This window comes from Rhizobium sp. GR12 (assembly GCF_036596185.1).
GTDB classification, from domain to species: Bacteria; Pseudomonadota; Alphaproteobacteria; order Rhizobiales; family Rhizobiaceae; genus Agrobacterium; species Agrobacterium nepotum.
The window spans coordinates 386,283-412,916 of record NZ_JASXTH010000001.1; the positions used below are offsets into that span (position 1 = coordinate 386,283).

A 26,634-nucleotide genomic window follows, 5' to 3' on the forward strand; every position below is an offset into this window, starting at 1 on the left:
TTTGACACAAGTTTGTGATTGGGTCAGAACTCGCTTGCCGCGGCGTGAAGTTATTTCATGCCTGCCCAAGGAGAGGGATCATGATCCGCAAAACAATTCTCAGCGCGTCTTTCGCGCTTCTGGCCGCATCGGCGGCTTTCACAGCGCTTCCCGCCCGCGCCGCGACCGATGCCGCCGCTGTCGTCAAGCATTATGCCGATGTCGCGCATGCGAAATACGAGGATTCGCTGACCACGGCGAAGGTGTTGGACAAGGCAATCGATGCGCTGATCGCGACGCCGAGCGCAGAAACGCTGAAGGCTGCACGCGAAGCCTGGATCAAGGCGCGCGTTCCCTACCAGCAGTCCGAAGTCTACCGTTTCGGCAACCCTGTGGTCGACGCATGGGAAGGCAAGGTCAACGCCTGGCCGCTGGATGAAGGCCTGATCGACTATGTCGATGGCTCCTATGGCACGGAAAGCGACGAGAACGAGCTGTATGTCGCAAACATCATCGCCAATCCGAAGATCAAGATCAGCGGCGAAGAGGTAGATGCCTCGAAGATCACGCCCGAACTGATCGAAAGCCTGCACGAGGCTGGTGATGTCGAAGCCAATGTGACGACCGGTTATCACGCCATCGAGTTCCTGCTCTGGGGTCAGGACCTGAACGGCACCGGACCCGGCGCGGGCAACCGCCCCTATACCGACTATGACAAGAAAAGCTGCACGAACGGCAATTGCGACCGCCGCGCCGACTACCTGAAATCCGCCTCCACCCTGCTGATCAAGGATCTTCAGGAAATGGTGGACGCCTGGGCGCCGGAAGGCGAAGCCGCGAAAACCGTGGAAGCCGATCCGAAAGCGGGCCTCACGGCCATTCTCACCGGCATGGGCTCGCTCTCCTATGGCGAGTTGGCGGGTGAACGCATGAAGCTCGGCCTTCTGCTGCACGATCCGGAAGAGGAGCATGATTGCTTCTCCGACAACACCTATAATTCGCATCTCTATGACGCCATCGGCATCGCTTCGGCCTATACCGGCGAATATACCCGCGTGGACGGCACGAAGATGACCGGCGCCTCGCTTTCGGCACTGGTGGGCGCCAAGGACAAGGCGCTGAACGACGAGATGACGGCGAAGCTGAACAAGACGCTCGACGCCATGCATGCGATGGAAAAGCGCGCACAGACCGTCGAGGCCTACGACCAGATGATCGGCGAAGGCAACAAGGAAGGCAACGCCGTGGTTCAGGCAGCCATCGACGGCCTCCTCGACCAGACGAAAACCGTCGAACGTGTCATCGCGGCGCTCGATCTCGGCAAGATCGAGCTTGAAGGTTCCGACAGCCTCGACAATCCGAACACTGTCTTCAAGTAAGCAGCGGACGGGCCGCAACCCGTTGCGGCCCGTTACTCCCATGCAGTTTTTGCCGCCGTCGATCAGCAAGCCGTTCTTCTTCGCCGGGGCAGCCTGCCTTGTGGCATCGATGACGCTTGCTGCGCCGCTTCGTGACGATCTGACGGAGAAAGACCGCAGGCGCGTTGACACCGTGACCGCGCCGACGACGGATTTTACCCGGCCGGAACCCTTCGAGGCGATGTCCGCCGGGGCGGCGACCAGCACCAATAAACCCGACAGCGGCGCGTTTTCGCATCCTTCCGCCACGATGACGTTCGAGCGGAAACAGGATTTCAAGCTCGGCAACGCGCTGTTCCAGAAGCTCTGGGTGTCTTCCCCCTCCTCCACACAGGCCTCGGACGGGCTGGGGCCGCTCTATAACGCCCGATCCTGCCAGACCTGCCATGTGAAGGACGGCAGAGGCCGTCCGCCGCGTGCCGGAGAAGATGCCGTCTCGATGTTTCTGCGGCTGGCCCGACCGGCCCACAGTGAGGCGGAACGGGCGGCGATTGCGCGCCATGAGGTGCTGAATTTTCCCGACGAGACCTATGGCAGGCAGCTTCAGAACCTTGCCATTCCCGGCCTCGCGGCAGAGGGCAAGCCTCTCGTCACCTATGCCGAAAAGCCCGTGCGGCTTGCCGACGGCGAGGTGGTGATGCTGCGCAAGCCCGACTACGCCGTGGCGGACCTGCAATATGGCCCGCTAGGCGCCGATACCACATTGTCGGCACGCGTCGCCATGCCCACCCTCGGGCTTGGGCTGATCGAGGCCATTGCCGAGGCCGACATCCTGGCCGGCGCCGATCCGGACGACAAAAATGGCGATGGTATTTCCGGTCGTCCGGCCTTTGTGCGGGATCACCGGACCGGCGAGGTGAAACTCGGGCGGTTTGGCTGGAAAGCCCAGAATGCCAGCGTGCGCGATCAAAGCGCCGGCGCCTTTTCCCACGATATCGGCATCTCCACGCCGGACGCTCCAAACGCCTATGGCGATTGCACCGAGGCCCAGAAGGACTGTCTTGCCATGCCGACCGGCGTACAGCCGCGGCTGGGGCCGGTGGAAGCCCCTGATCCCATCCTCGATCTCGTGACATTCTACACCGAGAACCTCGCCGTGCCACAACGTCGCAATGTGGGTGATCCCGCCGTTTTGCAGGGGAAGCAGCTTTTCTACGCATCCGGCTGCACATCCTGCCATATACCGAAATTCGTCACTCGCCGGGACGCCGCCGACCCCATGCATTCTTTCCAGCTGATCTGGCCCTATTCCGATTTTCTACTGCACGATATGGGCGAGGAGCTTGCGGACGGCCAGCAAGTAGGCGAAGCAAGCGGACGCGAGTGGCGAACCCAGCCGCTCTGGGGTATCGGCCTGACGCAAAGCGTAAATGGCAACGGTTTCTACCTGCATGACGGGCGGGCGCGCAGCCTGACAGAAGCAATATTGTGGCACGGCGGCGAAGGCGAGAGCGCGCGCGACGCCTTTGCCGCCTTGCAAAAATCCGACCGGCAGGCTTTGCTGGCTTTTCTGGAGTCCCTTTGATGAAAAATGCCATGCGAAAAATCTCCGGCCTTATCTCCGTGCTGCTGTTTTTGACCATGCAGCCCGCCATGGCGCAGGATGTGGAACTGATGCCGCCGCCGCCGCTCGACCCGGTGCAGGTGCGGGGCGTGATGGAAAAAGCCGTGAACGGTTTCATCCGTCCCGGCTATGATCGTTTCCGGCAATCAGCCGACAGGCTGGAAGGCAGCATGAGGGCTTTCTGCGCCGCGCCTTCCAAAACGGCGGATGAGATGGCCAAGACAGCTTTTGCCGATACGGTCTCAAGCTGGTCGACCATCGAGATCGTGCGCGTTGGCCCGGTGATCGAACATAACCGTTTCGAACGCGTGCTCTATTACCCCGACAAGAAGGGTCTCGGCCTGAAGCAGGTACAGCGTTATCTTGCGGAAAAAGATGAAAGCGTCACCAGCGCCGACAGCCTGAAGGGGAAGAGTGTCGCTGCGCAGGGCCTTGGCGCACTGGAATTCGTGCTCTACGGCACCGGTGCCGATGAACTTCTCGACAAGAAGGGCGATTTCCGTTGCCGTTATGGTGCAGCGATTGCCGGCAACGTCGCCAATGTGGCGGCGGAGCTTTCCGACGGCTGGAACGCGCCCGACGGTGCTTTGAAAAACTGGACGCAGCCCGGAGCGGACAATCCCGTATTTCGCGATGAACGTGAGGCGCTGGTCGCCCTGCTCGGCATTCTCGTGCACGGCTCCGAAGCGATCCGCGACCAGCGTATCGAGACCTTCTACAAAGGGCCGGACAAGGCCAGATTTCCCCGCACGGCCATTTACTGGCGGTCCGGCCTGACCTGGAAGAGCATTGCCGAAAACATCAAGGCTGTTCAGACCTTGCTGCACACGGCGGATATGGTGGAACTCGTGCCGCCCGACCAGCGCTCCATCGTCAACTCCATCGACTTCATCGCCAAATCGATGATCCGCATTGCCGGAACGATCGATACCAACGTGGAAAAAGCGCTTGATGACAATCAGCAGCGCGCCAAGGTCGATTATCTACTGCTCAACGGCAAAGACCTGATCTACCGCCTCAACGACCAATATGGCGGCGCAATCGGCCTCAGCTCCGGCTTTTCCTTCGCCGACGGAGACTGAACCGGTGATATCAGGCAAAAAGCGGGTGCTGATAGACCGGCGCAGCTTCATCAAGGCGGCGGGAATTCCCTTTCTCGCAGCGCTTGCCCCCGGCTCGCTGCACGCGCTCGAGCGTGCCGATGCCGTTTTCGCTTCCGCCTTCCGGGCCCGTGACGGGTCCTACGGCATCGCAACGGTAAGCGAACGCGGCGAGATCATCGACCGCGTCACCCTGCCGTCCCGTGCCCATGGAATGGCGACGAGCCATGCGACGGGCATGACGGTGGCCTTCGCGCGCAGGCCCGGCACCTTCTTCATGGCCTTCGACCCGGCGCGGCGTCGCGAGCCTATCATCATGCACACGCCGGAAAACCGCCACTTCTACGGCCACGGGCAATTTTCCCCCGACGGCGCGATCCTCTATGCCAGCGAAAACGATTTCGACGGCAATCGCGGCGTTATCGGGCTTTATGATGCCCGAAACGGATTTGTCCGCATCGGCGAGTACGACGCTCACGGCGTCGGCACCCATGACATGACGGTGAGCGATGACGGGCGGCTGATCGTCATCGCCAATGGCGGCATCGAAACCCACCCGGATTTCGGCCGTACCAAACTCAATATCGACAGCATGCAGCCGTCGCTCGTGCTTCTTGATGCTGCCAGTGGCCAGTTGATCCAGAAACATGCGATGCCGGAGCAGCTGCGTCAGCTTTCCACCCGCCATGTCGATCTCGGTGATGACGGGCGCGTCTGGTTCGCCTGCCAATATGAGGGGCCGCGCAACGACCTTCCGCCGCTCGTCGGCCATTTCTCGAAGGGCGAGGACCTGGCCTTCGTCGATCTGCCGGAGGAGACGACAGTGCGCCTTGCCAATTATGTCGGGGCCATCGCCGTCAACCGACGTGACGGACTGGTGGGCCTGACCTCGCCCAACGGCAACGCCGCCGTGACGCTGGATGCAAAAACCGGGCGTGTCGTATCGGAGACGACGGTGCGTGAGGCAGCGGGCGTCGCCCCTGCCGAGAGTGGCATTGCGATTTCTTCCTATGACGGATTTTTCGAGACCGTTCGCAGCGAGGTGGCATGGGATCAGCACATCGTGCGCATCTCCGGCTAAAATACTGAAAAGGCACGGGAACAAAAGCACGGCCGGTGCATTGGATGCGTCATGAAAAACCTTGCCGTGTACATTATTTTCGTGGTTGCAGTCGTTGCCATTGGAGCGCTGATCGGCGTCAACAACGTGCCCGGCGAATGGTATCAATCGCTGCAGAAACCATTCTTCAATCCACCCAACTGGATCTTCGGCCCGGTCTGGACAACGCTTTACGTGATGATCGGCATCGCCGGGGCGCGGACATGGATCCGCAAGCCGATGGGGACGCGCATGCGTCTCTGGTTCACGCAGATGGTGCTGAATTTTCTGTGGTCGCCGATCTTTTTCGGCATGCAAAGCCCGACAGGCGGGCTTGTCATCATCATTCCGATGCTGATCTGCATCGTCGCTTTCATCACGCTCACCTACAGCCGTGACAGGATATCGATGTGGCTATTCGTGCCCTATGCCGTTTGGGTCGCCTTTGCCACGATGCTGAACGCGAGTATCGTCTTGCTGAACTAAATTTTGCCCGAGCAATCCTTGCCTTGCCCGTCGCCACACGCCATGTCAGTTTGCGATGGGGACTTAATTTAGGCAGGTAGACCATGGAGATCACGGATCCCGGCGATTTTCGTCAGCGGATAGAAAGAAGCTTTGCGCGGCAGGGTGTGGTGCAGGCAATCGATGCGCAGATAAGCCGTATCGAACATCGGCTGGTGGAAATCGAGCTGCCCTTTCATGAAAAGCTGACGCAGCAGCACGGTATCTTGCATGCGGGCGTCATCGCCGCCGGTCTGGACACCGCCTGCACCTATGCCGCCTATACGATCATCGAGCCGGAAGCTTCGCTGCTGACCATCGAGTTCAAGGTCAACCTCATGTCCCCCGGACGCGGCGAGCGGTTTCTCTTTCGTGGCGAAATCATCAAGCCCGGAAATAATCTGATCGTGGCCGATGGCCGCGCCTATGCGCTTTCGGACGGGCCGGCAAAGCTGATCGCCTCCATGACGGGCACAATGATGGTCGTAAAAGGCCGCGAGGATATTACCGGATGAGTTACCGGCTTTTGCATGTTGCGGACAAATCCGTTCTTTTCGTCATGGCGGCTTCCGCCGAATACGGCCCGCATCTCCAGGCGCGCATCGCGCCCTTGATGACCGGCGTCGGCCCGGTCGAGGCGGCGATTTCGGTCACGGCCGTTCTTGCCGGTCTCGATGCGGCAGACCATCTGCCTGATCTCGTCGTTTCGCTCGGCTCCGCCGGATCGCGGACGCTGGAGCAAACGGGCGTCTATCAGGCGATTTCGGTTTCCTATCGAGACATGGATGCTTCCGCCTTCGGTTTCGAAAAGGGCCGTACGCCGTTCCTCGATCTGCCGGCCGAGGTGGCCCTGCCCTTGCGCATACCCGGTCTTGCCGAGGCGCGGCTTTCCACCGGCGCCAACGTCATCTCGGGCGAGGCCTATGGGCTGATCGACGCAGATATGGTTGAAATGGAAACCTATGCCGTGCTCAGGGCCTGCCAGCGCTTCGGCTTGCCGCTCGTCGGCCTGCGCGGTATTTCCGATGGCAAGGCCGATGTAAACCATGTGGACGACTGGACGGAATATCTGCACATCATCGATGAAAAGCTCGCAGATGCCATCGACCGGCTATGCCGCGCCATCGCAGACGGCGCGATCACCCTTTGAAACCTTGCGATTTTCGCAAATTTCCGCTGTTTGACACCCGCTTCCGGGTTGCCTAAAGCCGCCATTTTCTTTAAAGGCTCGCCATGACCCAGATAGCCCATCCCGACAGCATTCTCATCATCGATTTCGGCAGCCAGGTGACGCAGCTGATTGCGCGCCGCATCCGCGAGGCCGGGGTCTACTGCGAAATCCATCCGTTCCAGAATGCCGCAGAGGCGTTTGAGAAGCTTCAGCCCAAGGGCGTGATCTTCTCCGGCGGCCCCGCATCGGTGACGGCTGAAGGAAGCCCGCGCGCGCCGCAGGCGGTGTTCGACAGCAAGGTTCCAATCCTCGGCATCTGCTACGGCCAGCAGACGCTCTGCACCCAGCTCGGCGGCGTTGTCGAGGGTGGCCATGCGGCAGAATTCGGCCGCGCCAACATCGACATCAAAAAGGCAAGCCCGCTTTTCGACGGCTTCTGGGAACAGGGCGAGAGCTATCCCGTCTGGATGAGCCACGGCGACCGCGTGACGAAGCTGCCGGAAGGTTTCGAGGTCATCGCAACCTCCGAAAATGCGCCTTTCGCCATCGCGGCGGACGAGACGCGCCATTATTACACCACCATGTTCCACCCGGAAGTGGTGCACACGCCTGACGGCGGCAAGCTGCTTTCCAACTTCGTGCACAAGATCGTCGGTCTGAAATCCGACTGGACGATGGCGGCCTATCGCGCCGAGATGATCCGCAAGATCCGCGATCAGGTCGGCACCGGCCGCGTGCTCTGCGCATTGTCGGGCGGCGTCGATTCCTCTGTTGCGGCGATCCTCATCCATGAGGCGATCGGCGACCAGCTGACCTGCGTTTACGTGGACCACGGCCTGATGCGGCTTGGCGAAAGCGAGCAGGTCGTCGGCATGTTCCGCGACCATTACAATATTCCGCTGGTGCATGTGGATGCCGCAGACATGTTCCTCGGGGAACTGGCTGGCGTTTCCGACCCGGAAGCGAAGCGCAAGACCATTGGCCGCCTGTTCATCGAAGTCTTCGAAGCCGAAGCGGCGAAGATTGCCGCAGATGGCAAGGGCGCGCCGAAATTCCTGGCACAGGGCACGCTTTACCCTGACGTCATCGAAAGCGTTTCTTTCTCCGGCGGCCCCTCCGTCACCATCAAGAGCCACCACAATGTCGGCGGTCTTCCCGAGCGCATGAACATGAAGCTGGTGGAGCCGCTGCGTGAGCTTTTCAAGGACGAGGTGCGTGCGCTTGGCCGCGAACTCGGCCTGCCGGAAAGCTTCATCGGTCGCCACCCCTTCCCCGGTCCGGGTCTGGCGATCCGCTGCCCCGGCGCGGTCACCCGTGAGAAGCTCGATATTCTGCGCAAGGCCGATGCAGTCTATCTCGACGAAATCCGCAAGGCCGGTCTTTACGACACCATCTGGCAGGCCTTCGCCGTGCTGCTGCCGGTGCAGACGGTTGGCGTGATGGGCGACTACCGCACCTATGACTTCGTCTGTGCGTTGCGTGCCGTGACCTCCGTGGACGGCATGACGGCGGATTTCTATCCCTACGACATGAATTTCCTCGGCCGCGCGGCAACCCGCATCATCAACGAAGTCCGCGGCATCAACCGTGTCGTCTATGATGTTACGAGCAAGCCGCCCGGCACGATCGAGTGGGAATAAAACCGAGGCGGAGCAATTTCGCCTTTCGTTCTTCTTTTGTTCTTTATTTCGTCGCCGCACGATGATAGGTTCCCGGCCTTGGCATAAGGCTGTGGAGCATCGTCATGGGTTGCGAGTTGACGGATGGAGGAGCTTTAAGGCAGCTCTATTTTGATGGGCTGGAGCCGCAGAAAATACGGCGCTTCAGTCCGCGATTTCTCAGCAAGCTGTTGCTGGTCTTGAAGCCGCCGCCGACCCTCGCGGCGAGAATTTTTGCCGATGCATCACACCACGCGGAAGGACGCACGCTGCGTGAGGCCTATCCTGCGGAGCTTCTGCATATAACGCTGATGTGTATCGGATGTTTCGATACCGTCCCTCACGGCCTGACAAACAGGCTGAAGGCGGCATTGGGGGAAGTCAGGGCACGGCCCGTTCCGATCACGCTGGATGCAAGCTCGCTTTTCGGCAATCGAAACAGCCTGGTGCTGCGAAGCAATCGTGACATGCCGGAGATGAGCGCTCTGGTGAAGATGTTACAGCGCGCGCTTTGGCGGGCAAATCTTCCCTATATCGCCGCATCGTCTTTCACGCCGCACATCACCATGATTTACGGCTGCGGGAAGATAGAGCCGATGCCGGAAGGAAAACCCTATAGCTGGTTGGCTGGCAATTTTGAGCTGATTTTCAGCCACAATGGCGAAACACGGCACGAGTCACTTGGACGCTTCGCGCTTTCGGCGAAAGCCGATCGTTACGAGCCGCTTGAAAGCCAGATACCTTTACCGGAAAAAGTGATCGGCCCCAAAAAACGGTCCAATCGAAAGCTGGCGGTACGGTAACGCCACCAGAACTCATGCACGAGCGAGGCGGTGTCGCCTCGCTGCAAACGATAACCAGCTTAGAGCTGGACCTTGTCGAAAGCCTTGCCGTCGATGCCAAGGGCTTCGAGGTCGGCGCGGGCCGGCTTGCGATGCGCGCGAACAGCGGCCGAAACCGACAGTGCTGCACCGAGAACGGCGAAAGTTTCGCCGAAGAAGTTACGCGATGTCTTTGCAACCTGACGCATTTTTCTCTCCATATTTGATAGCCAAATAGTGGGTATTTTCGGCCTGTTCTACAACTCATGATGTAGCAAGGAAGCCATGCAGCTTTGCTCGCGCTCGTTTGGATGTCAGCTTTTGCGTTTTTGCATAGCTTAAAGCGCACCCTCAGGCGGCGGCTTGAATAAGACGCATATTTTGTTATGCCGGTGGGCCAAGGCAAAGAGGCGGACAACATGACGGTCACCATTTACGGCATCAAGAACTGCGACACGATGAAAAAGGCGAGAAGCTGGCTGGAAGCCACCGGCATCGACTATTCTTTCCATGACTATAAGTCAGCGGGTATCGACCGGGCTCAGCTTGAGACATGGTGCGATGCCGCAGGCTGGGAAACGGTTCTCAACCGCGCCGGCACCACCTTCAAGAAGCTGGATGACGGCAAGAAAGCCGATCTGGGTCGTGAAAAGGCCATCGGGCTGATGCTGGAGCAGCCCTCCATGATCAAGCGCCCCGTGCTGGAGGCCAGGGACAAGATAACCGTCGGTTTCAAGCCGGACACCTATCAGACCCTCTTTGCGTGAGCGCCGCCCGCCATGTCCAGGACAACCCGCGCGACACAGATGCTGACCAAGGCCGGCATAAGCTTCACCACAGTCACCTATGACTATGACCCGAATGCGGACCGGATCGGCTTGCAGGCGGCCGAGGCAATCGGTGAGGCGCCGCATCTGGTCTTGAAAACGCTGATGGCGGAGCTGGACGGCAAGCCGATCTGCGTCGTCGTGCCCTCCGACCGCGAGGTGAGCATGAAGAAGCTCGCAGCAGCATTCGGCGGCAAATCCGCCAGCATGATGAAGCCTGCCGATGCGGAACGGGCAACCGGTTATCATGTCGGCGGCATCAGCCCTTTCGGGCAGAAGAAGCAGGTGCCGACGGCCATCGAAACGCAGGCCATGGCCCATGAATATGTATATATAAACGGCGGGCAGCGTGGCCTGCAGGTAAGACTTTCCCCTCTCGATGCGCAGGCGGCGCTGAAGGCCGTCGCCGCGCCGCTTGTGGCCGACTGATGCTCTCAGACCGCTTTTGAAAGCATTTGGCTTTCGAAAAGAATGGGCTATGGTCGGCGCCTCAGATTGACATATACGAAGGCAGATCATGACCGTTTCCCCCATCGATCCCGTCAAACTCGAAAAACTTGCCGAAGTCGCCGTCAAGGTCGGCCTGCAATTACAGAAAGATCAGGATCTGGTGATTACTGCTCCACTGGCGGCATTGCCGCTGGTGCGGTTCTTGACCAAACACGCCTATCTTGCCGGTGGCGGGCTGGTCACCACCTTCTATTCCGACGAGGAAACCACGCTTTCCCGCTACCGCCACGCCAGTGACGCGAATTTCGACCGGGCTTCCGGCTGGCTTTATGAAGGCATGGCGGAGGCCTATGCCAATGGTGCGGCACGTCTTGCGATCGCGGGCGACAACCCGATGCTGCTGGCCGAACAGGACCCTGCCAAGGTGGCGCGCGCCAACAAGGCCAATTCCACGGCCTACAAGCCGGCGCTGGAGAAGATCTCCAACTTCGACATCAACTGGAACATCATCTCCTATCCGAACCCGTCCTGGGCGAGGCAGGTCTTTCCCGATGTGACGGAAGACGAAGCGGTCCGCAAACTCGCGGACGCCATCTTTGCCGCCTCGCGGGTGGATCTGGCGGATCCGGTCGCGGCATGGGCGAAGCACAATGCCAATCTCGCCAAGCGTTCGGCATGGTTGAACGGAGAACACTTCGCTTCGCTGCATTTCACCGGTCCCGGCACGGATGTGAAAATCGGGCTGGCGGACGGCCACGAATGGCATGGCGGCGCATCCACCGCCAAGAACGGCGTGACCTGCAACCCCAACATCCCGACGGAAGAAGTGTTCACCACGCCGCATGCGCTGCGCGTGGATGGTTACGTGTCCAGCACGAAGCCGCTTTCACATCAGGGAACGCTGATCGACGATATCCAGGTGAAGTTCGAGGCCGGCCGCATCGTGGAAGCCAAGGCTTCGAAGGGCGAAGCCGTGCTGAACAAGGTGCTCGATACCGACGAGGGCGCGCGGCGTCTGGGGGAAGTGGCGCTTGTGCCGCATTCCTCACCGATCTCGGCAAGCGGCATCCTGTTCTACAACACGCTATTCGACGAAAACGCCTCCTGCCACATTGCGCTGGGGCAATGCTATTCGAAGTGCTTCGTCGACGGTGCTTCGCTGTCGCAGGATCAGATCAAGACCCAGGGCGGAAATTCCAGCCTGATCCACATCGACTGGATGATCGGTTCCGACAAGGTGGATATTGACGGCGTGAAGCCGGATGGCTCCACGGTTCCGGTGATGCGCAAGGGCGAATGGGCCTGACGGGGCCTATCTCGGCAACTGGCTACGCTGACTGAGCCAGATGCTGAAAAGCACCGCAACAAACCCAACGATCTGCGCTGGCGTGAGGCTTTGGCCTAGCGCCAGCCAGCCGAGCAAAGTCGCAACGACAGGGCTTAGAAAACCGAGCGATGCGGCAGCGGAGGGTTCGATGCGGGCGAGCCCACGAAACCACAGAAAATAGGTCAAGGCCGCACCGATAATCCCGAGATAGACCATGCCGAGAATATTGGCCGTGGTCGGTGCAGGTAACGCCGGTTCCAGGAAATATGCGACCGGCAGGAGCAGGATGCCGCCGGCCGTCAATTGCCAGGCCGTAAAGGTGAGGTTCGATACCGGTGGCCGCCATTTCCGGGTCAGCACAGTTCCGAAGGCCATGGATACGGCACCGGCAAGACCCGCAGCCACGCCGATACCATCCAGAGCAGCAGCACCCGGCGCCAGAACCAGAAGCGCAACGCCGACAATGCCGAGAAAACCAGCGGCGATGGCGAGCGGCCGAACCGGCGCGGAGAGAAACAGCCGGGAAAGGCCGATCACGATCAGGGGCTGGACCGCGCCCACAGTCGCTGCGACACCGCCGGGCAACCGATAGGCCGACACAAAGAGCATCGCCCAGAAAAACGAGAAATTCAGTGCGCCGAGAATAAAGCTGCGCGGCCACCAGATGCCTTCCGGCAGTTTTCTGACGAGAAGCAGCAACAACACGCCAGCAGGCAATGCGCGCAGCATCGCGACATGGAATGGATATCCCTGCGGCAAAAATTCGGTCGTGACGAAGTAGGTTGTCCCCCAGATTGCGGGGGCGAGTGCGGTCACCAGCACGTCGGCTGCATATGTCGTATTTTTCTTCATTTCAAGATTCTCTACGTCAAGATAAATACGATCTAGTCAATTTTATCTTGACGTCAAGATACCAATTGTTATGCCTTGGTGATGAGCAAAGAACCGCTGGACCACGTTGATCATATTCTGGCGCAATGGCGCAGAGAGCGACCCGATCTCGACGTCGGGCCCATGGGGCTACTCGGGCGTTTGAACCGGCTCAGCACGCATCTTGGCCGCGAGGTCGAGGCGGTGCTGCTGAAACACGGCCTTTCCTCCTCCGCTTTCGATGTGCTGGCGACATTACGGCGCGCGGGGCCACCCTACCGGCTTTCTCCCGGCGATCTGCTGGCCATGACCATGGTGAGTTCCGGCACCATGACCAACCGGATCGACCAGCTGGAAAAAGCCGGACTGGTGGAGCGCATTCACAACCCGCAGGACCGTCGCAGCGTGCTGATATCATTGACCGAGCGGGGATTTGCCATTGTCGAGGACGCGGTCAGCGCCCATGTCGAGAACCAGAAACGGCTGGTCGCCCACCTCAGCGAGGAAGAACGCACGACGCTGAACCGGCTTCTCAAGCGGTTCTTGCAGGATTTCGAGGAATAGGCTTGCGGCGCGGACAGGGACCGGCAATCGCGCCGGCGATGATGCTTGTTTCCGTGAAAAAAATCCTGTAAGCAATTTTCCGTAAACCTGTACTACAGGTTGGAGGAAAAATGTATAACGCCATTTCGCATGAAACCGGTCTCGTCAGCAGCACGATTGGCGCAATCACTCGCCACATTCGCGAAAACGAACTTGCCCCCGGCGCAAAGTTGCCAAGCGAACTTTCGCTTTCGCAACAGCTCGGCGTCTCCCGCACAGTTGTCCGCGAAGCCTTCCGGTCTTTGTCAGCCATGCGGCTGATCGATGTCAACGCCGGCAAGCGCGCCACCGTGGCGACGCTGGATCACGGCGCGATGTCGCTGATGTTCGAACATGGCATTCACACCGAGCAGATCAACATCCAGCAGATTTACGACGTGCGCCGCACCATCGAAGTCAGAACCGTGACCTTGGCGGCGCTCAGGCGAACGGATACGGAAGCGCTCACCATTCTCGGTCATGCCAACAATATGGAGCGGGATTTCGGCGACAACGACAAGGTCATGGAACACGATCTGGCCTTTCACCTCGCCATTGCCAAAGCCTCCAAGAACCCGGTTTTCGAACTCATTCTCGGGGCCTTCCAGAATGTGACACGCCGAACATGGCCGATCGGCTGGAAAAGCCGCACATCCGACGCGCAGCGCCATGCCGCAGGTGAACTTCACGTCGCCATTGGACAGGCCATTGCCGCAGGCGACCCGCAAACGGCCGCAACGCTGATGGCGCGGCATTTCGATGAAAGCGTGCACGCGCTTCTGGCCGCCGGCATCGCCTGATTTTTCAACGCAGTTCCAGATGGAAAACTGCCTGCCTCTGGAGGAGACACTTCATGAAAATTACCAAACTTGAAACCGTCCGCGTGGCGGAACGGGCAAACCTGCTCTGGGTTCTGGTCCATACGGATGAGGGCATTACCGGGCTTGGCGAAACCTTCTACGGCGCGGCGACGGTGGAAACCTATGTGCACGAATATATCGCACCCCGCGTGATCGGCCGCGATCCGCTGCAGATCGACCTTCTGGCACAGGATCTCGTCGGTTATCTCGGCTTTCGTTCATCGGGTGCGGAAGTACGCGGCAATTCGGCCTTCGATATCGCGCTTTGGGATATTTTCGGCAAGGCCACCAACCAGCCCATCGCCCAATTGCTCGGCGGTTTCAGCCGCAAGGAAATCCGCACCTACAATACCTGCGCCGGCACGGAATATATCAAGAAGGCCACCGGCCAGCAGACGGCCAATTACGGCCTGTCCGGCGGTAAGGATTATGACGATCTGAACGGCTTCCTGCACCGGGCGGACGAACTTGCCCATTCGCTTCTGGAAGACGGCATCACGGCCATGAAGATCTGGCCTTTCGACGCGGCGGCGGAAAAGACGCGCGGGCAATATATCTCGATGCCGGACCTGAAAAGCGCGCTCGAGCCTTTCGAAAAAATCCGCAAGGCGGTGGGCGACAAGATGGATATCATGGTGGAATTTCACTCCATGTGGCAGCTTCTGCCCGCCATGCAGATCGCCAAGGCGCTCACGCCCTACCAGACCTTCTGGCACGAAGACCCGATCAAGATGGACAGCCTTTCCAGCCTGACGCGTTATGCCGCCGTTTCGCCAGCGCCGATTTCCGCATCGGAGACGCTCGGCTCCCGCTGGGCGTTCCGCGATCTTCTGGAAACCGGTGCTGCCGGCGTGGTGATGCTGGATATCAGCTGGTGCGGCGGGCTTTCCGAGGCGCGCAAGATCGCCTCGATGGCGGAGGCCTGGCATCTGCCGGTCGCGCCGCATGATTGCACCGGCCCGGTGGTGCTGTGCGCCTCCACGCATCTGTCGCTCAATGCACCGAATGCGCTGGTGCAGGAAAGTGTGCGCGCCTTCTACAAGACCTGGTATCGCGATCTCGTCACCGCATTGCCCGAGGTGAAAAACGGCATGATCACCGTGCCGCCGGGCGCCGGTCTCGGCATGGAGCTGCACCCCGATATCGAAAAGACCTTCACCGTCAGCCGCCGTTTTTCGGATGCGGCGTCGATCTGATCAGAACAGGCTGCCCTGATTGCCCGGGCCAGAAGAAGCCGGTTTTACCGGCTTCTTTTTGGGTGCCACGGCGGCCTCCGGAGACGGTTCCGCCTCGCCCGTGGTGAGCGCCGATACGCGGCCATCGGCAAATTCCATCGATACCACAGCACCGGATGCAATAGCGGCAGCGCGGGTCAGCGGCCGGTTTTCCCCGTCGCGGATAACAGCGTAACCGCGATTGAGCACGTTCTTGTAGGAGAGCGATTGCAGGATGCGGTCATGGGCGGCAAGGCCCGAGCGGTTCTGCGCCATACGGTGCAGCACAGCGGTATCGGCCCGGCGCGCGGCGGTGACCACCCGCTCCTTCTGCCGCTCCAGCTGGCTGAGCAGGCGAGCGGGGAGAGAACGCAGCGAAGAATCGAACGAATCGACACGGCCTTTTCCCTGCAACAGACGCCGCTCCACCAAGGTTTCAGCGCGGTGCATGCGCTCGGTAATCCGCTGCCTGTGATGCTTGAGACCATTCAGCAAGGTTTCCGGCCTGAGACCCGAGGCGGAACGTTCGAAGGCACGGCGCTTGTTCAGCGTCGTCATTTCAAGCCCACGGCCGAGACCGCTCGCGGCCTCATCGAAGCGGCGGCGCGGCAAAGCGAGAAGCTGGTCCAGCGACGGCAGCGCGCGCACCAACGCCCGCACGCCCTGACGGCGATTGTCCATCTGCCGCGAGACCGAGCCGGAAAGGCGCGCAGTCAGGCCGGAAAGCTGCGCTTCCAGCTCAGCCCGCACCGGTACGGCCATTTCGGCGGCACCTGTCGGCGTCGGCGCTCGCACATCGGCGGCGTAGTCGATCAATGTCGTATCGGTTTCATGCCCTACGGCGGAAATCAGCGGGATTTCACTTTCGGCAGCCGCACGCACGACGATTTCGTCGTTGAAGCTCCACAAATCTTCCAGGCTGCCGCCACCACGGGCGACGATCAGCACATCGGGACGCGCAATCTCCCCACCGGGTTGAAGCGCATTGAAGCCGCGAATGGCGTTCGCCACCTCCTCGCCCGAGCCTTCGCCCTGCACCTTGACCGGCCAGACGACGACATGGACGGGAAAACGATCCGAGATGCGGTGAAGAATATCGCGAATGACCGCGCCCGTGGGCGAGGTGACAACACCGATGACACGCGGCATGAACGGCAGACGGCGCTTGCGTTCCGGATCGAACAGCCCTTCCGCTGCCAGACGCCGGCGGCGGTCTTCCAGCAGCGCCATCAGCGCGCCTGCACCGGCCGGTTCGAGGCTTTCTATGACGATCTGGTATTTCGAGGAACCCGGGAAGGTGGTGACCTTTCCGGTGGCGATGACTTCCATGCCCTCTTCCGGGCGAAACTTCAGCCGCGAGAAAGTGCCTTTCCAGATCACCGCATCGATGCGGGCACGATCGTCCTTCAGCGAAAAATAGGCGTGTCCCGAGGAATGCGGACCACGATAGCCGGAAATCTCGCCGCGCACTCGCACCTGATCGAAAGCCGTCTCCACCGTTCGCTTGATGGAACCCGACAGTTCGGACACCGAAAACTCGGCAAGATTGCTCAATGCGGCATTGGAGAAGAAATCACTCATGCCTGTTTGTAACCAAAACCTGTCGATTCGGAAATGCCGGCGCTGACCGGCCCTGTTTTAACGGCGATGAAACCATATCCTCAACTAACGGGTTAGGAAAATGAGGAATGGGGGAGAAAACAAGGGTTCGTTAGGGAAGGAGACGCTACGTCTTGTCCCAGACCCGGCAACCAAAGAGGAGGCGGCACCCATGATTTTTCTTACCGCCACAGTGCTCGGCGTAACCGCAGTTGCGTTGCGTTCGGTATTCAGCATCGTTTTCATCTGCCTGATGATTATCGGCGCCTATGGTGTCGCAATGGCGCTCTCTTCCACGGCCGTACCCCTGATGTCGCTGCTCCTGGCGCTTGCCGGTTACAATTTCGGTGTCGTGGGTGTCGTCATCAGCCTTCTCGTGCTGCAACGCCCGCGCTCCACACAGCCGACGCTTTAAAAGCGCACGGCCTTGCGGCTTCCCCACTTTGCCCTGACCGAGATTTACGGATTGACCGTAGACCTCGCCATCACCTGCCTGCTGATTTTTTATATCGGAGTCGACCCGCTCGCCGCCCGTCTGCCGGGAGCTTTGGCAGGGCTTGTGACGAGTTGGCGGCTGAACCGTTCGAACGGCGATGGACCCGGCAAGGTGAACGGCTTTCCAACGAACGCCGTCACGCTTATCTCCCGCACCGTCGGCGTCGGACTATTCGTCCTGCTGCAATGGCGCAATCCGCTGGTGCAGCCGCTCGTTCCGCTCGCCTTCTCTGTGCTTGCAGCACTGGCGCTGGCGCTTTACGGCTACCGGCGACTGCAAAAGCAGCAGACGGACCGGGATTAAACCGTCTCCCAACCGTCCTTTTCGGCCGCCCGATAAATGGCGTCGATGAAAAGCTGGTTCTTCCTCGAACTTTCCAGAGTAACGACTTCACCCTCGCCCTTCACTGCCCGGGCAAAGGCTTCCGCCTGCAGCTTGTACTGGCGGCTATCCTGAAACCGGAAGATTTGCGACTGGTTATGGGCCTGATTGGTCAGCTCGATCTCCTCCGCACCCCAGCGATTGGCGTTGAAGGGAGATTTGACCTCGATGTAACCGTCAGTACCGTGAAAAACCATCAGCTGGCGGGCGGCAAGCTGCGTCGCCAGATAAAAACTCAGTTCGAAATCGCCAAAATCGGCCCTGACGCTGGAGTAGATATCGGTGCCGAATTCCCTGTCGCGCTCGACGCTCGCCTGTACGCGCTTCGGCTCGGCACCGGTGGCAAAACGGGTGACGATGGTCGGGTAAACGCCGATATCCGGCAAGGCCCCGCCCCCCAATTCGGGAATATTGCGCATATTGCCGGGATCGCGGTTGAAGTAGCTGAAAGCACCCTGCACATGCTTCAGCGTTCCAATCGCACCTGATGCCAGTAATTCCTTCACCTTGGCCCAAACAGGAGAATAGGTGACCATGAAGGCCTCCGACACAACGACGCCATTGCTGTCGCGCGCCGCGATGATAGCGTCGATTGCCTCAGCTTTCAGAGCAATCGGCTTTTCGCACAGAACATGTTTACCGGCATTGGCGGCTTTTATCGCCCATTCCACATGTTGAGCGGTGGGAAGCGGAATATAGACGGCATCGATCACATCCGACGCCAGCATCTCCTCATAGGAGCCGAAGGCATGGGGCACGGAAAAACGGTCGGCAACCGCGCGGGCCTTGGCGTGATCGCGACTGGCGATGGCGCTGACCACACAGTTCTGCGCATCCTGTATCGCCGGAATGACATGATCCTGAGCGATTTTCGCCGTTGAAATTATTCCGAAGCGCAACATTCCATTCTCCCACTCTGCAATTTCCGGAAACTTACCATTGTCGTGCAGCGTGGCAAGCCGTGCGAAAGCGAGACGGCGAAAGTGGATGGCTGGATTTGTCCCTCCTTTGTCGGTTTGCCTGCTTTTCTCCATCCTTTCTAGGGTGGATTATGCTATGCATGAACCCAATGGAGAATCATGAAATGTCCTCTTCTCACACCGCCCTTCTTGTCATCGACGTTCAGGAGTCCTTCCGGCATACCCCTTATTTCGAGGAAAGCGGACTTGCCGCCTATCTGGAGAAGCAGCAGGCGCTGATCGATGGCGCGAAAGCCGCCGGGATTCCCGTCGTGCAAATCTTCCACGTCGATGGCGACCGGGCCTTTGCAGAAGAGAGCGGGTATATCCGAGCGCTGGAGGGTGTGCGCATCACCCCTGACGTCACCTTTCACAAGAACCGCCATTCGGCTTTCGCCGGCACCGGTCTCGATATCTGGCTGACGCAGAAGGGTATCAACCGGCTGATCGTGTCCGGCATCCGCACCGAACAATGCTGCGAAACGACTACTCGTCATGCATCTGACCTCGGTTACACCGTCGACTACGTCACCGAGGCGACGCTCACCTTTCCGATGACGCACGCCTCCGGCACTGTGTTCAGTGCGGACGATATCCGCACGCGGACGGAACTGGTACTGGCCGGCCGCTTCGCACGCATCGCGACCGTCGACGACGTTCTGGAAACTGTCAAAAAGGCCGCATGATGGACAAAGGCGGCACACGTATCATTCCCTTTTACACGCTTGTGCCGCCGCATGCGCTGTTGCTCGACATTGCCGGTCCGCTGGAGGTAATCCGTTACGCCAACGGGGAACAGCGCGACATCCATTTCGACTGCCGCTACATAGCAGAGCATGACCAACAGCAATCCTCTATCGGCCTTGGGCTTTGCGGGCTGGAGACCCTGCCCGCGACCCTGCCGGAAAATGCCTTCCTGCTGATTTCCGGCAGCATCGCCCGCTTCGACAACGCGCCGGAGATGCGACGGGAGCGGCAGGCGCTGGTGGCATGGCTACGCCGCGCAGTGCGCGCGGACACCACAGTCATTTCCATCTGCTCCGGCGCGCTTCTGGCGGGCGACGCCGGGCTTTTCGACGGGCGGAGCTGCACGACACATGCGGATTGCGTCGAAGCGCTGCGCCGCATCGCGCCGCTGTCGCAGGTGGCCGAAAACCGCCTTTTCGTCGAGGATGGCAACCGCTTCTCAAGTGCCGGTATTTCCACCGGCACCGATCTGATGCTGCATGTCGTTTCCCGCCTGACATCGCCGGCGGTCGCAGCGCGGATTGCCAAAAACATGGTCGTTTATCTCAGACGCAGTGGCAACGATCCGCAAATCTCCCCCTGGCTTACCGGCCGCAACCACATCCACCCCGCCATTCACCGGGTGCAGGACCGGGTGATGACTGAGCCGGCTCAGGACTGGTCGCTGGAACGGTTGGCGGATATTGCCGCACTCAGCGAAAGGCATCTGTCCCGCCTGTTTCGCGAGCATACCGGGATCAGTGTCATCGACTACGTCAACCTGATGCGGGTCAATCTCGCCCGTGACATTCTTGCAAACAGCCGCCTGGATATGGAAGCCATCGCCGAGCGGGCGGGCTTTGCCTCTGCCCGACATTTGCGGCGCGTGTGGCAACAGCACAATCGCCTCCCGCCCAGCCACTATCGCGGCTTTCAGGCCTGATTTCAGCCGCTTTTTCCCGTTGCCTGATGAATGCCATCAAAGGAATTGAATGGTTATGACGGCAAGCAGTTGCTAATCTTGCCACAAGACAGCAACAGGAGCATTCCCCGTGGAAAAACGAAGCCTTGGCCGCACCGGCCTCTCCATCGCCCCGATCGTCTTCGGCGGCAACGTGTTCGGCTGGACGGCGGACGAGAAAACTTCCTTTGCCCTGCTCGATGCATTTTTCGACGCCGGCTTCAACGCCATCGACACGGCGGATGTCTATTCGGCATGGGTGGACGGGCATGAGGGCGGCGAGTCCGAGGCCATCATCGGAAAGTGGCTGAAACAGTCGAGCGTGAAGCGCGAAGATGCGGTGATCGTCACCAAGGTCGGTTTCGACAATCGCGGTCAGAAGACCGGCCTCAGCGCCAAATGGATCGCAGAGGCCGTCGAAGCTTCGCTGAAGCGGTTGCAAACCGACTATATCGATCTTTACCTCGCCCATAAGCCGGACGCGGACGTGCCGCTGGAGGAAACGCTTGCCGCCTTCGCAAAGTTGAAGGAACAGGGAAAAATCCGCGCCATCGGCTGCTCCAACTATTCGGCGAGCCAGCTTCAGGAGACGTTGGACACGGCTGCGAAGAATAATCTTCCGCGTTACGACGTGCTGCAGCCGGAGTATAATCTCTACAACCGCGCGGATTTCGAAGGCCCGCTTGCCGAACTTTGCGCCAGGGAAGAGATCGGCGTCATCAATTATTACAGCCTTGCGGCCGGTTTCCTCACCGGAAAATATCGCGCCAAGGCCGATACGGAAGGCGTCGCCCGCAGCTACCGGGTGGGCGAATATCTCAACACACGCGGCCTTGCCGTTCTGGGCGCCATGGATGCGGTTGCTGCGGAAACCGGGGCCAAACTTGCCGATATCGCGCTGGCATGGCTGTTGCGGAAGAAGGCCGTGACGGCGCCGATCGCCAGCGCCACCAGCCTGTCGCAGCTCGAAAGCTTCAGTCGCGCCGTCGATCTGAAGCTGACCGATGAGATGATGGCGCTTCTCGACAAGGCAGGTGCGTAATATGGACCTGTCAATTCGTGACGCGCAGCCGGGCGACCATGCGGAATGGTTGCGTCTGTGGACCGACTATCTCGCCTTCTACAATGTAAATCTTGCCGACGACGTGACGGCCCACACATGGCAGCGCATCATCGACCCTGCGTCGCGTGTTTCCATGCGTGCGGCTTTTCTCGGCGACAGCATGGCAGGTTTCGCCATCCACCACTTCCATGATTCCACCTGGGTCAAAACGCCGGACTGCTATCTGGAGGACCTGTTTGTCAACGGCGCGATCCGCGGCAAAGGAACGGGCCGGGCGCTGATCGACGACCTCATCGCCATCTGCAAGGAAAAGGGCTGGTCACGGCTTTACTGGAACACGGACGAGCATAACCATCGCGCCCAAAAGCTCTACGACAGCTACATAAAGAGCGACGGCCATATCCGCTATCGCATCACGATCTGACACGGAGCGCCTCAACTTCTGAAGCGGAAGAAATCAACGAAAGCCCTCAGCGCCGGGCGCATCTGCCGGCGCGAGGGGTAATAGATATAAAAACCGTCAAAGGGCGCACACCAGTCCTCCAGCACGCGGACCAGCCTGCCCTCTTTTATATCGTCCTCCACGCGTTGTTCGAAAACGAAGGCCAGACCCGACCCGTCGATCGCCGCCCGGCGGATGAGGCTCTGGTCCGACAGGATGAGTGGTCCCCGCACATCAACCACCAAAGGTTTGCCGTCCTTTTCAAGCTCCCAGCGGTAAAGAAGGCCGCTGGAAAAGCGGCGGAGGATGCAGCGATGCCGCATCAAATCCCCCGGCTCACGCGGCGGAGGATTTTCTGCGAAATAGGAGGGCGCACCGACAATCGCGCCACGCCATGGGCCACTGGCTTTCACGGCAATCATATCCGCTTCGAGATGCTCACCGAGCCGAAAACCCGCATCGAAACCTTTCGCAACGATATCCTCGAAGCGATCATCCGTCGAAATCTCCAGGGAGATATCCGGGTAAAGCCGCAGGAACTTACCGAGCCTCGGCATGATGAGGTCCTCGGCCGCAAGCCGAGGCAGGGTGACGCGCAGAGGGCCGGCAACTCTTCCGCCATGTTCGGCGAGTGTCTGAATGACCGTATCTATATCGGCAAGAGCCGGTCCGAGCGTTTCGAGAAGTCGCTTGCCCTCCTCTGTCGGCGAAACGCTGCGGGTGGTGCGGTGAAGCAGACGCAGGCCAAGGCTCGCCTCCAGCGACGACACCGCATGGCTGACCGCCGATGGTGCAATGGCAAGTTCAGCCGCAGCCTTGCGGAAGCTGCGGCCTTCGGCGACGGCGGCGAGGACGGCCAGCTGAGAGAGTTGCACGCGGTTCATTGTTCTAAATGATAGAACAACCCGCACGGATTTGCAGCGATTATTTTTGCCGCCTTGCGGCGTTATATTCTCGTCATGCTCGACAGAGGGCATTTAAGTTTTTGTTTTGACGCATGTCTTTGTCCCAAAACCGCTGAACACTTTTGGGAGACATACTCTAATAAAGGACAGACAGATGAAAAACAGATTTCTCGGAAAAGACCTCTCCGTTTCCGCACTTGGGCTTGGCTGCATGGGCATGAGCCATGCCTATGGCCCTTCGGCCGACGAAAGCGGCGCGATCGCCACACTGCACCGCGCCGTGGAGCTTGGCGTCACATTTTTTGATACGGCGGAAATCTACGGCCCCTTCAAAAACGAAATCCTCGTCGGCAAGGCTTTGAAGCCCTATCGCGACAAGGTGGTCATCGCCACCAAGTTCGGTTTCCGCATCGATGGCAGCAAACCTTCAGCGGCGGAGATGATCCAGGGTGTTGACGGCTCGCCTGCAAATGTCCGCGCTGTTGCGGAAGCCTCGCTGAAACGGCTCGATATCGATGTCATCGATCTCTATTACCAGCATCGCGTCGACCCCGACGTGCCGGTAGAGGAGACGGTGGGCGCGATGGCCGATCTGGTGCGCGAGGGCAAGGTGAAGGCGCTCGGGCTTTCCGAAGCCAGTGCCGCGACCATCCGCAAGGCGCATGCCGTTCACCCGATCGCGGCCATCCAGAGCGAATATTCGCTGTGGACCCGTGATCCCGAAGAGAATGGCGTGCTGGAAACCTGCCGTGAACTCGGCATCGGTTTCGTGCCCTTCAGCCCGCTCGGTCGCGGTGCTCTGACAGGCGCACTGAAGACGCTTGACGGCCTTGCATCCGATGATTTCCGCCGCAGCCTGCCACGCTTTCAAAGCGAGAACTTCGACGCCAATCTGGCTCTCATCAAGCTTCTGGAAGATATGGCGGCCCAAAAGGGCATCACTGCCGGACAACTGGCGCTCGCCTGGGTTCTGGCACAGGGCGACTTCATCGTTCCAATCCCCGGCACGACAAAAATCGCCAATCTGGAGAAAAACGTGGCTGCGGCGGACGTATCGCTGACGGCGGACGAGGTCGCCAGCCTCGGCACGTTGCTGGCTCCAACAAAGGTCGCCGGCCAACGTTATCCCGAGCGCATGTCACAGATGGCGAACCGTTAAAAACAAAAAGCCGCGGCAGTCGCCGCGGCTTTTTCCAATCTATGCGACGAGGCCCTATGCTCTCAAAACGCCGCCCGTCGATTTCTCGACATTGCCGACGATCTTGGCCGTAAGCGCCTCGAAATCCTCATCCGTCAGCGTCTTGTCGACCGGCTGGATCTGAACCTCGATGGCGACGGACTTGCGGTCCTCGCCAAGCGATGCGCCCTCGAAAATATCGAAGACATTGACGCCGGTAATCAGCTTGCGATCGGCACTCGTCGCCGCCTTGATGATGGCGCCTGCCTCGACCGACTTGTCGACTACGAAAGCGAAGTCGCGCTTGACCGCCTGGAAGGGCGAAAGTTCAAGCGCCGGCTTGGTGCGGGTCGCCTTCTTCTTCGGCTCCGGCATGACGTCGAGATAGATCTCGAAACCGCAATAGGCGCCGGAAACATCCAGTTCGGACAATGTCTTCGGGTGGAATTCACCGAAATAACCGAGCACGACCTTCGGACCCATCTTGATGGTGCCGGAACGGCCGGGGTGATACCAGCCCGGAGCGCCGGCCTCGATCTGCACATTGGCCATGGGCAGGCCGCAGGCTTCGAGCACCGAAAGCGCATCGGCCTTGGCGTCATAGACATCCACCGGCTTGCCGCCGCCCTTTACGGCATTGGACCACATGCGGCCGCTGCCTGCGAGCGAGGCTGTACCACGGCGAACGCCGCCGGCGACACGGCGCTGGGCTTCCGGCGTATCGCCCTCATAGGTACCGGAGACCTCGAAGATCGCCACATCGCCGTGCCCCTTGTCGGCATTGCGCTGTGCGGCGGCCAGAAGGCCCGGCAACAAAGAGGGCCGCATGTCCGACATATCGGCTGCGATGGGGTTGGCCAGTTTCAGCGCCGGCGAACCGCCACCGAAAAGCTTTGCCTGCGCTTCGGGGATGAAGGACCATGTGACGGCCTCCAGCATGCCGCGGCTCGCGAGCGCACGGCGCGCGGTGCGGGTGCGGATCTGCAGCGTCGTCAGAATACGGCCGTTGACGGCACCGAAGCTTTCCAGCGGTTCCGGCTTGATGTTGTCAACGCCATGGATGCGCATGACCTCTTCCACCAGATCGGCCTTGCCATCGACATCCGGACGCCAGGATGGGACGGTGACGGAAACCCGCTCGCCCGTTCCCTCAACACCGAAACCGAGACCTCTAAGAATGGTGAAGCTCTCTTCCGCCGAGACTTCCAGACCGGTCAGTCGCTTCACTTCCGCCAGCGGAAAATCCACCACCTTGGGCTGATGACCCTTGTAACCAACGACCCTGGCTTCGCCGGCGACGCCACCGCAAAGTTCCAGAACCAATTCGGTGGTGCGTTCCAGACCCGGAACCATATACTCCGGATCGACGCCACGCTCGAAGCGATAACGCGCATCGGTAATGATGCCGAGCGAGCGGCCGGTCTTGGCGATGTTGATAGGATCCCAAAGGGCGGACTCGATCAGAACGTCGACGGTGTTTTCGTCGCAGCCGGAATGTTCGCCGCCCATGACGCCGCCAATCGACTCGAGGCCCTTTTCATCCGCGATGACGACATTGTTCGGGCCGAGCTTGTATTCACGCTGGTCGAGCGCAAGGATGGTCTCACCTTCCTTGGCGCGGCGAACCGTGAGGTCACCCGAGACCTTGGCGGCATCGAAGACGTGCATCGGCCGGCCCTGATCGAAGGTCATGTAGTTGGTGATATCCACCAGCGTATTGATGGGGCGCAGGCCGATCGCTATCAGGCGCTGCTGCATCCACTTCGGGCTTGGACCGTTCTTCACACCGCGCACGACGCGCAGCGAAAAGCCGGGGCAAAGCGCCGCATCGTCCAGCTCCAGCTTCACATCAACCGGAGTTGCGCCTTCGACCTTGAAGGACGGCACGGGTCTTGTCTTGAGCTTGCCAAGGCCGGATGCGGCGAGATCGCGGGCAATGCCGTAGATCGAGGTGCAGTCCGGACGGTTTGGCGTCAGATTGATCTCGATGACCGGATCGTCAAGCCCGGCATAGGTGGCAAAAGATGTGCCGACCGGCGCATCTTCCGGCAAGTCGATGATGCCGTCGTGGCTGTCGGAAATATTCAGCTCCTTTTCGGAGCACATCATGCCGTGGCTTTCGACACCGCGTATCTTGCCGACGGCCAGCGTGACATCGATGCCCGGAACATAGACGCCGGGACGCGCGAGCGCACCAACGAGACCAGCGCGCGCGTTCGGCGCACCGCAGACGATCTGCACCGGTTTGCCGTCGCCGGCATCCACCATCAGCACCTTGAGGCGGTCGGCCTCCGGATGTTTTTCGGCGGAAACGACCTTGGCGATGACGAAAGGCCTGTAGGCCGCCTTGTCGTCAACGTCCTCGACCTCAAGACCGATAGCCGTCAACCGCTCGCAAATCTCGTCCAGCGTCGCATCGGTTTCGAGATGCTCTTTCAGCCAGGAAAGAGTGAATTTCATGTCTTTGCTCCTTGGCTAACC

The 26,634-nt window shown here is 59.9% G+C and carries 28 protein-coding genes; 22 read left to right on the forward strand and 6 right to left on the reverse strand.

Translation table 11 applies throughout. The features are described 5' to 3' along the window. The first annotated feature begins 80 nt into the window (after nucleotides 1–80). The 9 genes from QSK43_RS01865 (at nucleotide 81) to QSK43_RS01905 (ending at nucleotide 9,296) form a co-directional block, all read left to right on the forward strand. Nucleotides 81–1,358: an imelysin family protein gene (locus QSK43_RS01865; protein WP_332302087.1), complete on the forward strand. Its 1,278-nt coding sequence runs from the start codon at nucleotides 81–83 to the stop codon at nucleotides 1,356–1,358. Between the two features lie 40 nt (nucleotides 1,359–1,398). Beyond that, a complete protein-coding gene (locus QSK43_RS01870) occupies nucleotides 1,399–2,922 on the forward strand; it encodes a di-heme oxidoreductase family protein (protein ID WP_442967767.1) in 1,524 nt (507 codons plus the stop codon). After that, complete coding sequence (locus tag QSK43_RS01875; RefSeq protein ID WP_332302088.1) at nucleotides 2,922–4,043, forward strand: imelysin family protein; 1,122 nt, start codon at nucleotides 2,922–2,924, stop codon at nucleotides 4,041–4,043. Before QSK43_RS01870 ends, QSK43_RS01875 begins: the two co-directional genes overlap by 1 nt. A 4-nt stretch (nucleotides 4,044–4,047) precedes the next feature. Continuing rightward, entirely contained in the window at nucleotides 4,048–5,142 is a 1,095-nt protein-coding gene (locus tag QSK43_RS01880) for a DUF1513 domain-containing protein (protein WP_332302089.1), read from the forward strand. Between the two features lie 51 nt (nucleotides 5,143–5,193). Beyond that, complete coding sequence (locus tag QSK43_RS01885) at nucleotides 5,194–5,646, forward strand: TspO/MBR family protein (RefSeq protein WP_332302090.1); 453 nt, start codon at nucleotides 5,194–5,196, stop codon at nucleotides 5,644–5,646. An 83-nt stretch (nucleotides 5,647–5,729) separates the two neighbouring features. Further along, nucleotides 5,730–6,179 (forward strand): PaaI family thioesterase, encoded by a 450-nt coding sequence (locus tag QSK43_RS01890; RefSeq protein ID WP_003493408.1) that lies wholly within the window; start codon nucleotides 5,730–5,732, stop codon nucleotides 6,177–6,179. After that, the gene (locus QSK43_RS01895) at nucleotides 6,176–6,814 is read left to right on the forward strand and encodes a 5'-methylthioadenosine/S-adenosylhomocysteine nucleosidase (RefSeq protein ID WP_332302091.1); all 639 of its coding nucleotides are present in this window, start codon (nucleotides 6,176–6,178) and stop codon (nucleotides 6,812–6,814) included. Before QSK43_RS01890 ends, QSK43_RS01895 begins: the two co-directional genes overlap by 4 nt. Before the next feature lie 83 nt (nucleotides 6,815–6,897). Beyond that, a complete protein-coding gene (guaA, locus tag QSK43_RS01900) occupies nucleotides 6,898–8,475 on the forward strand; it encodes a glutamine-hydrolyzing GMP synthase (RefSeq protein ID WP_332302092.1) in 1,578 nt (525 codons plus the stop codon). Between the two features lie 104 nt (nucleotides 8,476–8,579). After that, a complete protein-coding gene (locus QSK43_RS01905; protein WP_332302093.1) occupies nucleotides 8,580–9,296 on the forward strand; it encodes a 2'-5' RNA ligase family protein in 717 nt (238 codons plus the stop codon). A gap of 59 nt (nucleotides 9,297–9,355) precedes the next feature. Here the strand turns inward: QSK43_RS01905 and QSK43_RS01910 are convergent, their stop codons facing one another. Further along, on the reverse strand, nucleotides 9,356–9,523 hold the full coding sequence (locus QSK43_RS01910) for a hypothetical protein (protein WP_003503889.1): 168 nt from the start codon (nucleotides 9,521–9,523) through the stop codon (nucleotides 9,356–9,358). A gap of 210 nt (nucleotides 9,524–9,733) precedes the next feature. Between QSK43_RS01910 and QSK43_RS01915 the strand changes: the two genes are divergently transcribed. From QSK43_RS01915 to QSK43_RS01925, 3 genes are all read left to right on the forward strand, one after another. Next, on the forward strand, nucleotides 9,734–10,081 hold the full coding sequence (locus tag QSK43_RS01915) for an ArsC family reductase (protein WP_332302094.1): 348 nt from the start codon (nucleotides 9,734–9,736) through the stop codon (nucleotides 10,079–10,081). 12 nt (nucleotides 10,082–10,093) lie between these two features. Then, nucleotides 10,094–10,570: a Cys-tRNA(Pro) deacylase gene (ybaK, locus tag QSK43_RS01920; protein WP_332302095.1), complete on the forward strand. Its 477-nt coding sequence runs from the start codon at nucleotides 10,094–10,096 to the stop codon at nucleotides 10,568–10,570. Nucleotides 10,571–10,658: 88 nt separating this feature from the next. Beyond that, the gene (locus QSK43_RS01925) at nucleotides 10,659–11,897 is read left to right on the forward strand and encodes an aminopeptidase (RefSeq protein ID WP_332302096.1); all 1,239 of its coding nucleotides are present in this window, start codon (nucleotides 10,659–10,661) and stop codon (nucleotides 11,895–11,897) included. A 6-nt stretch (nucleotides 11,898–11,903) separates the two neighbouring features. Here the strand turns inward: QSK43_RS01925 and pecM are convergent, their stop codons facing one another. Beyond that, entirely contained in the window at nucleotides 11,904–12,770 is an 867-nt protein-coding gene (pecM, locus tag QSK43_RS01930; RefSeq protein ID WP_332302097.1) for a 4-hydroxybenzaldehyde efflux transporter PecM, read from the reverse strand. A gap of 81 nt (nucleotides 12,771–12,851) precedes the next feature. On the opposite strand from pecM, the gene QSK43_RS01935 reads away from it, so the two are divergent. From QSK43_RS01935 to QSK43_RS01945, 3 genes are all read left to right on the forward strand, one after another. Further along, entirely contained in the window at nucleotides 12,852–13,352 is a 501-nt protein-coding gene (locus QSK43_RS01935) for a MarR family winged helix-turn-helix transcriptional regulator (protein WP_045018235.1), read from the forward strand. Nucleotides 13,353–13,462: 110 nt separating this feature from the next. Continuing rightward, nucleotides 13,463–14,170, forward strand: a complete 708-nt coding sequence (locus tag QSK43_RS01940; RefSeq protein WP_332302098.1) for a FadR/GntR family transcriptional regulator — start codon at nucleotides 13,463–13,465, stop codon at nucleotides 14,168–14,170. 53 nt (nucleotides 14,171–14,223) lie between these two features. Continuing rightward, entirely contained in the window at nucleotides 14,224–15,426 is a 1,203-nt protein-coding gene (locus QSK43_RS01945; RefSeq protein WP_045018231.1) for a mandelate racemase/muconate lactonizing enzyme family protein, read from the forward strand. Here QSK43_RS01945 and xseA read toward each other — a convergent pair whose 3' ends face one another. Further along, a complete protein-coding gene (gene xseA, locus QSK43_RS01950) occupies nucleotides 15,427–17,025 on the reverse strand; it encodes an exodeoxyribonuclease VII large subunit (RefSeq protein WP_332302099.1) in 1,599 nt (532 codons plus the stop codon). It lies immediately after the preceding gene. Nucleotides 17,026–17,215: 190 nt separating this feature from the next. Here xseA and QSK43_RS01955 point away from each other — a divergent pair, with 190 nt between their 5' ends. Together QSK43_RS01955 and QSK43_RS01960 are read left to right on the forward strand one after the other, a co-directional pair. Next, the gene (locus QSK43_RS01955; protein WP_045015305.1) at nucleotides 17,216–17,458 is read left to right on the forward strand and encodes a hypothetical protein; all 243 of its coding nucleotides are present in this window, start codon (nucleotides 17,216–17,218) and stop codon (nucleotides 17,456–17,458) included. Nucleotides 17,459–17,470: 12 nt separating this feature from the next. Continuing rightward, nucleotides 17,471–17,842 (forward strand): hypothetical protein, encoded by a 372-nt coding sequence (locus tag QSK43_RS01960; protein ID WP_332302100.1) that lies wholly within the window; start codon nucleotides 17,471–17,473, stop codon nucleotides 17,840–17,842. Here the strand turns inward: QSK43_RS01960 and QSK43_RS01965 are convergent. Then, nucleotides 17,839–18,822 carry a Gfo/Idh/MocA family protein gene (locus QSK43_RS01965; protein WP_332302101.1) on the reverse strand — a complete coding sequence of 328 codons (984 nt, stop codon included), beginning with the start codon at nucleotides 18,820–18,822 and terminating at the stop codon, nucleotides 17,839–17,841. The genes QSK43_RS01960 and QSK43_RS01965 overlap by 4 nt on opposite strands. 182 nt (nucleotides 18,823–19,004) lie before the next feature. On the opposite strand from QSK43_RS01965, the gene QSK43_RS01970 reads away from it, so the two are divergent. The 4 genes from QSK43_RS01970 to QSK43_RS01985 all read left to right on the forward strand — a co-directional run bounded on the left by QSK43_RS01970 (nucleotide 19,005) and on the right by QSK43_RS01985 (nucleotide 22,053). Next, complete coding sequence (locus QSK43_RS01970) at nucleotides 19,005–19,565, forward strand: isochorismatase family protein (RefSeq protein WP_332302102.1); 561 nt, start codon at nucleotides 19,005–19,007, stop codon at nucleotides 19,563–19,565. Further along, nucleotides 19,565–20,548, forward strand: coding sequence for a GlxA family transcriptional regulator (locus tag QSK43_RS01975; protein WP_332302235.1), 984 nt, complete (start codon nucleotides 19,565–19,567; stop codon nucleotides 20,546–20,548). The genes QSK43_RS01970 and QSK43_RS01975 overlap by 1 nt, the downstream gene beginning before the upstream one ends. Before the next feature lie 109 nt (nucleotides 20,549–20,657). Next, a complete protein-coding gene (locus QSK43_RS01980) occupies nucleotides 20,658–21,608 on the forward strand; it encodes an aldo/keto reductase (protein WP_332302103.1) in 951 nt (316 codons plus the stop codon). Between the two features lies 1 nt (nucleotide 21,609). Beyond that, nucleotides 21,610–22,053, forward strand: a complete 444-nt coding sequence (locus QSK43_RS01985; RefSeq protein WP_332302104.1) for a GNAT family N-acetyltransferase — start codon at nucleotides 21,610–21,612, stop codon at nucleotides 22,051–22,053. An 11-nt stretch (nucleotides 22,054–22,064) separates the two neighbouring features. Here QSK43_RS01985 and QSK43_RS01990 read toward each other — a convergent pair whose 3' ends face one another. Further along, entirely contained in the window at nucleotides 22,065–22,955 is an 891-nt protein-coding gene (locus tag QSK43_RS01990; protein ID WP_332302105.1) for a LysR family transcriptional regulator, read from the reverse strand. Nucleotides 22,956–23,130: 175 nt separating this feature from the next. Here QSK43_RS01990 and QSK43_RS01995 point away from each other — a divergent pair, with 175 nt between their 5' ends. Then, entirely contained in the window at nucleotides 23,131–24,135 is a 1,005-nt protein-coding gene (locus QSK43_RS01995) for an aldo/keto reductase (RefSeq protein WP_045018213.1), read from the forward strand. 54 nt (nucleotides 24,136–24,189) lie between these two features. On the opposite strand, the gene pheT is transcribed toward QSK43_RS01995, so the two are convergent. Next, a complete protein-coding gene (gene pheT, locus QSK43_RS02000; protein ID WP_332302106.1) occupies nucleotides 24,190–26,613 on the reverse strand; it encodes a phenylalanine--tRNA ligase subunit beta in 2,424 nt (807 codons plus the stop codon). Nucleotides 26,614–26,634: the final 21 nt, after the last annotated feature.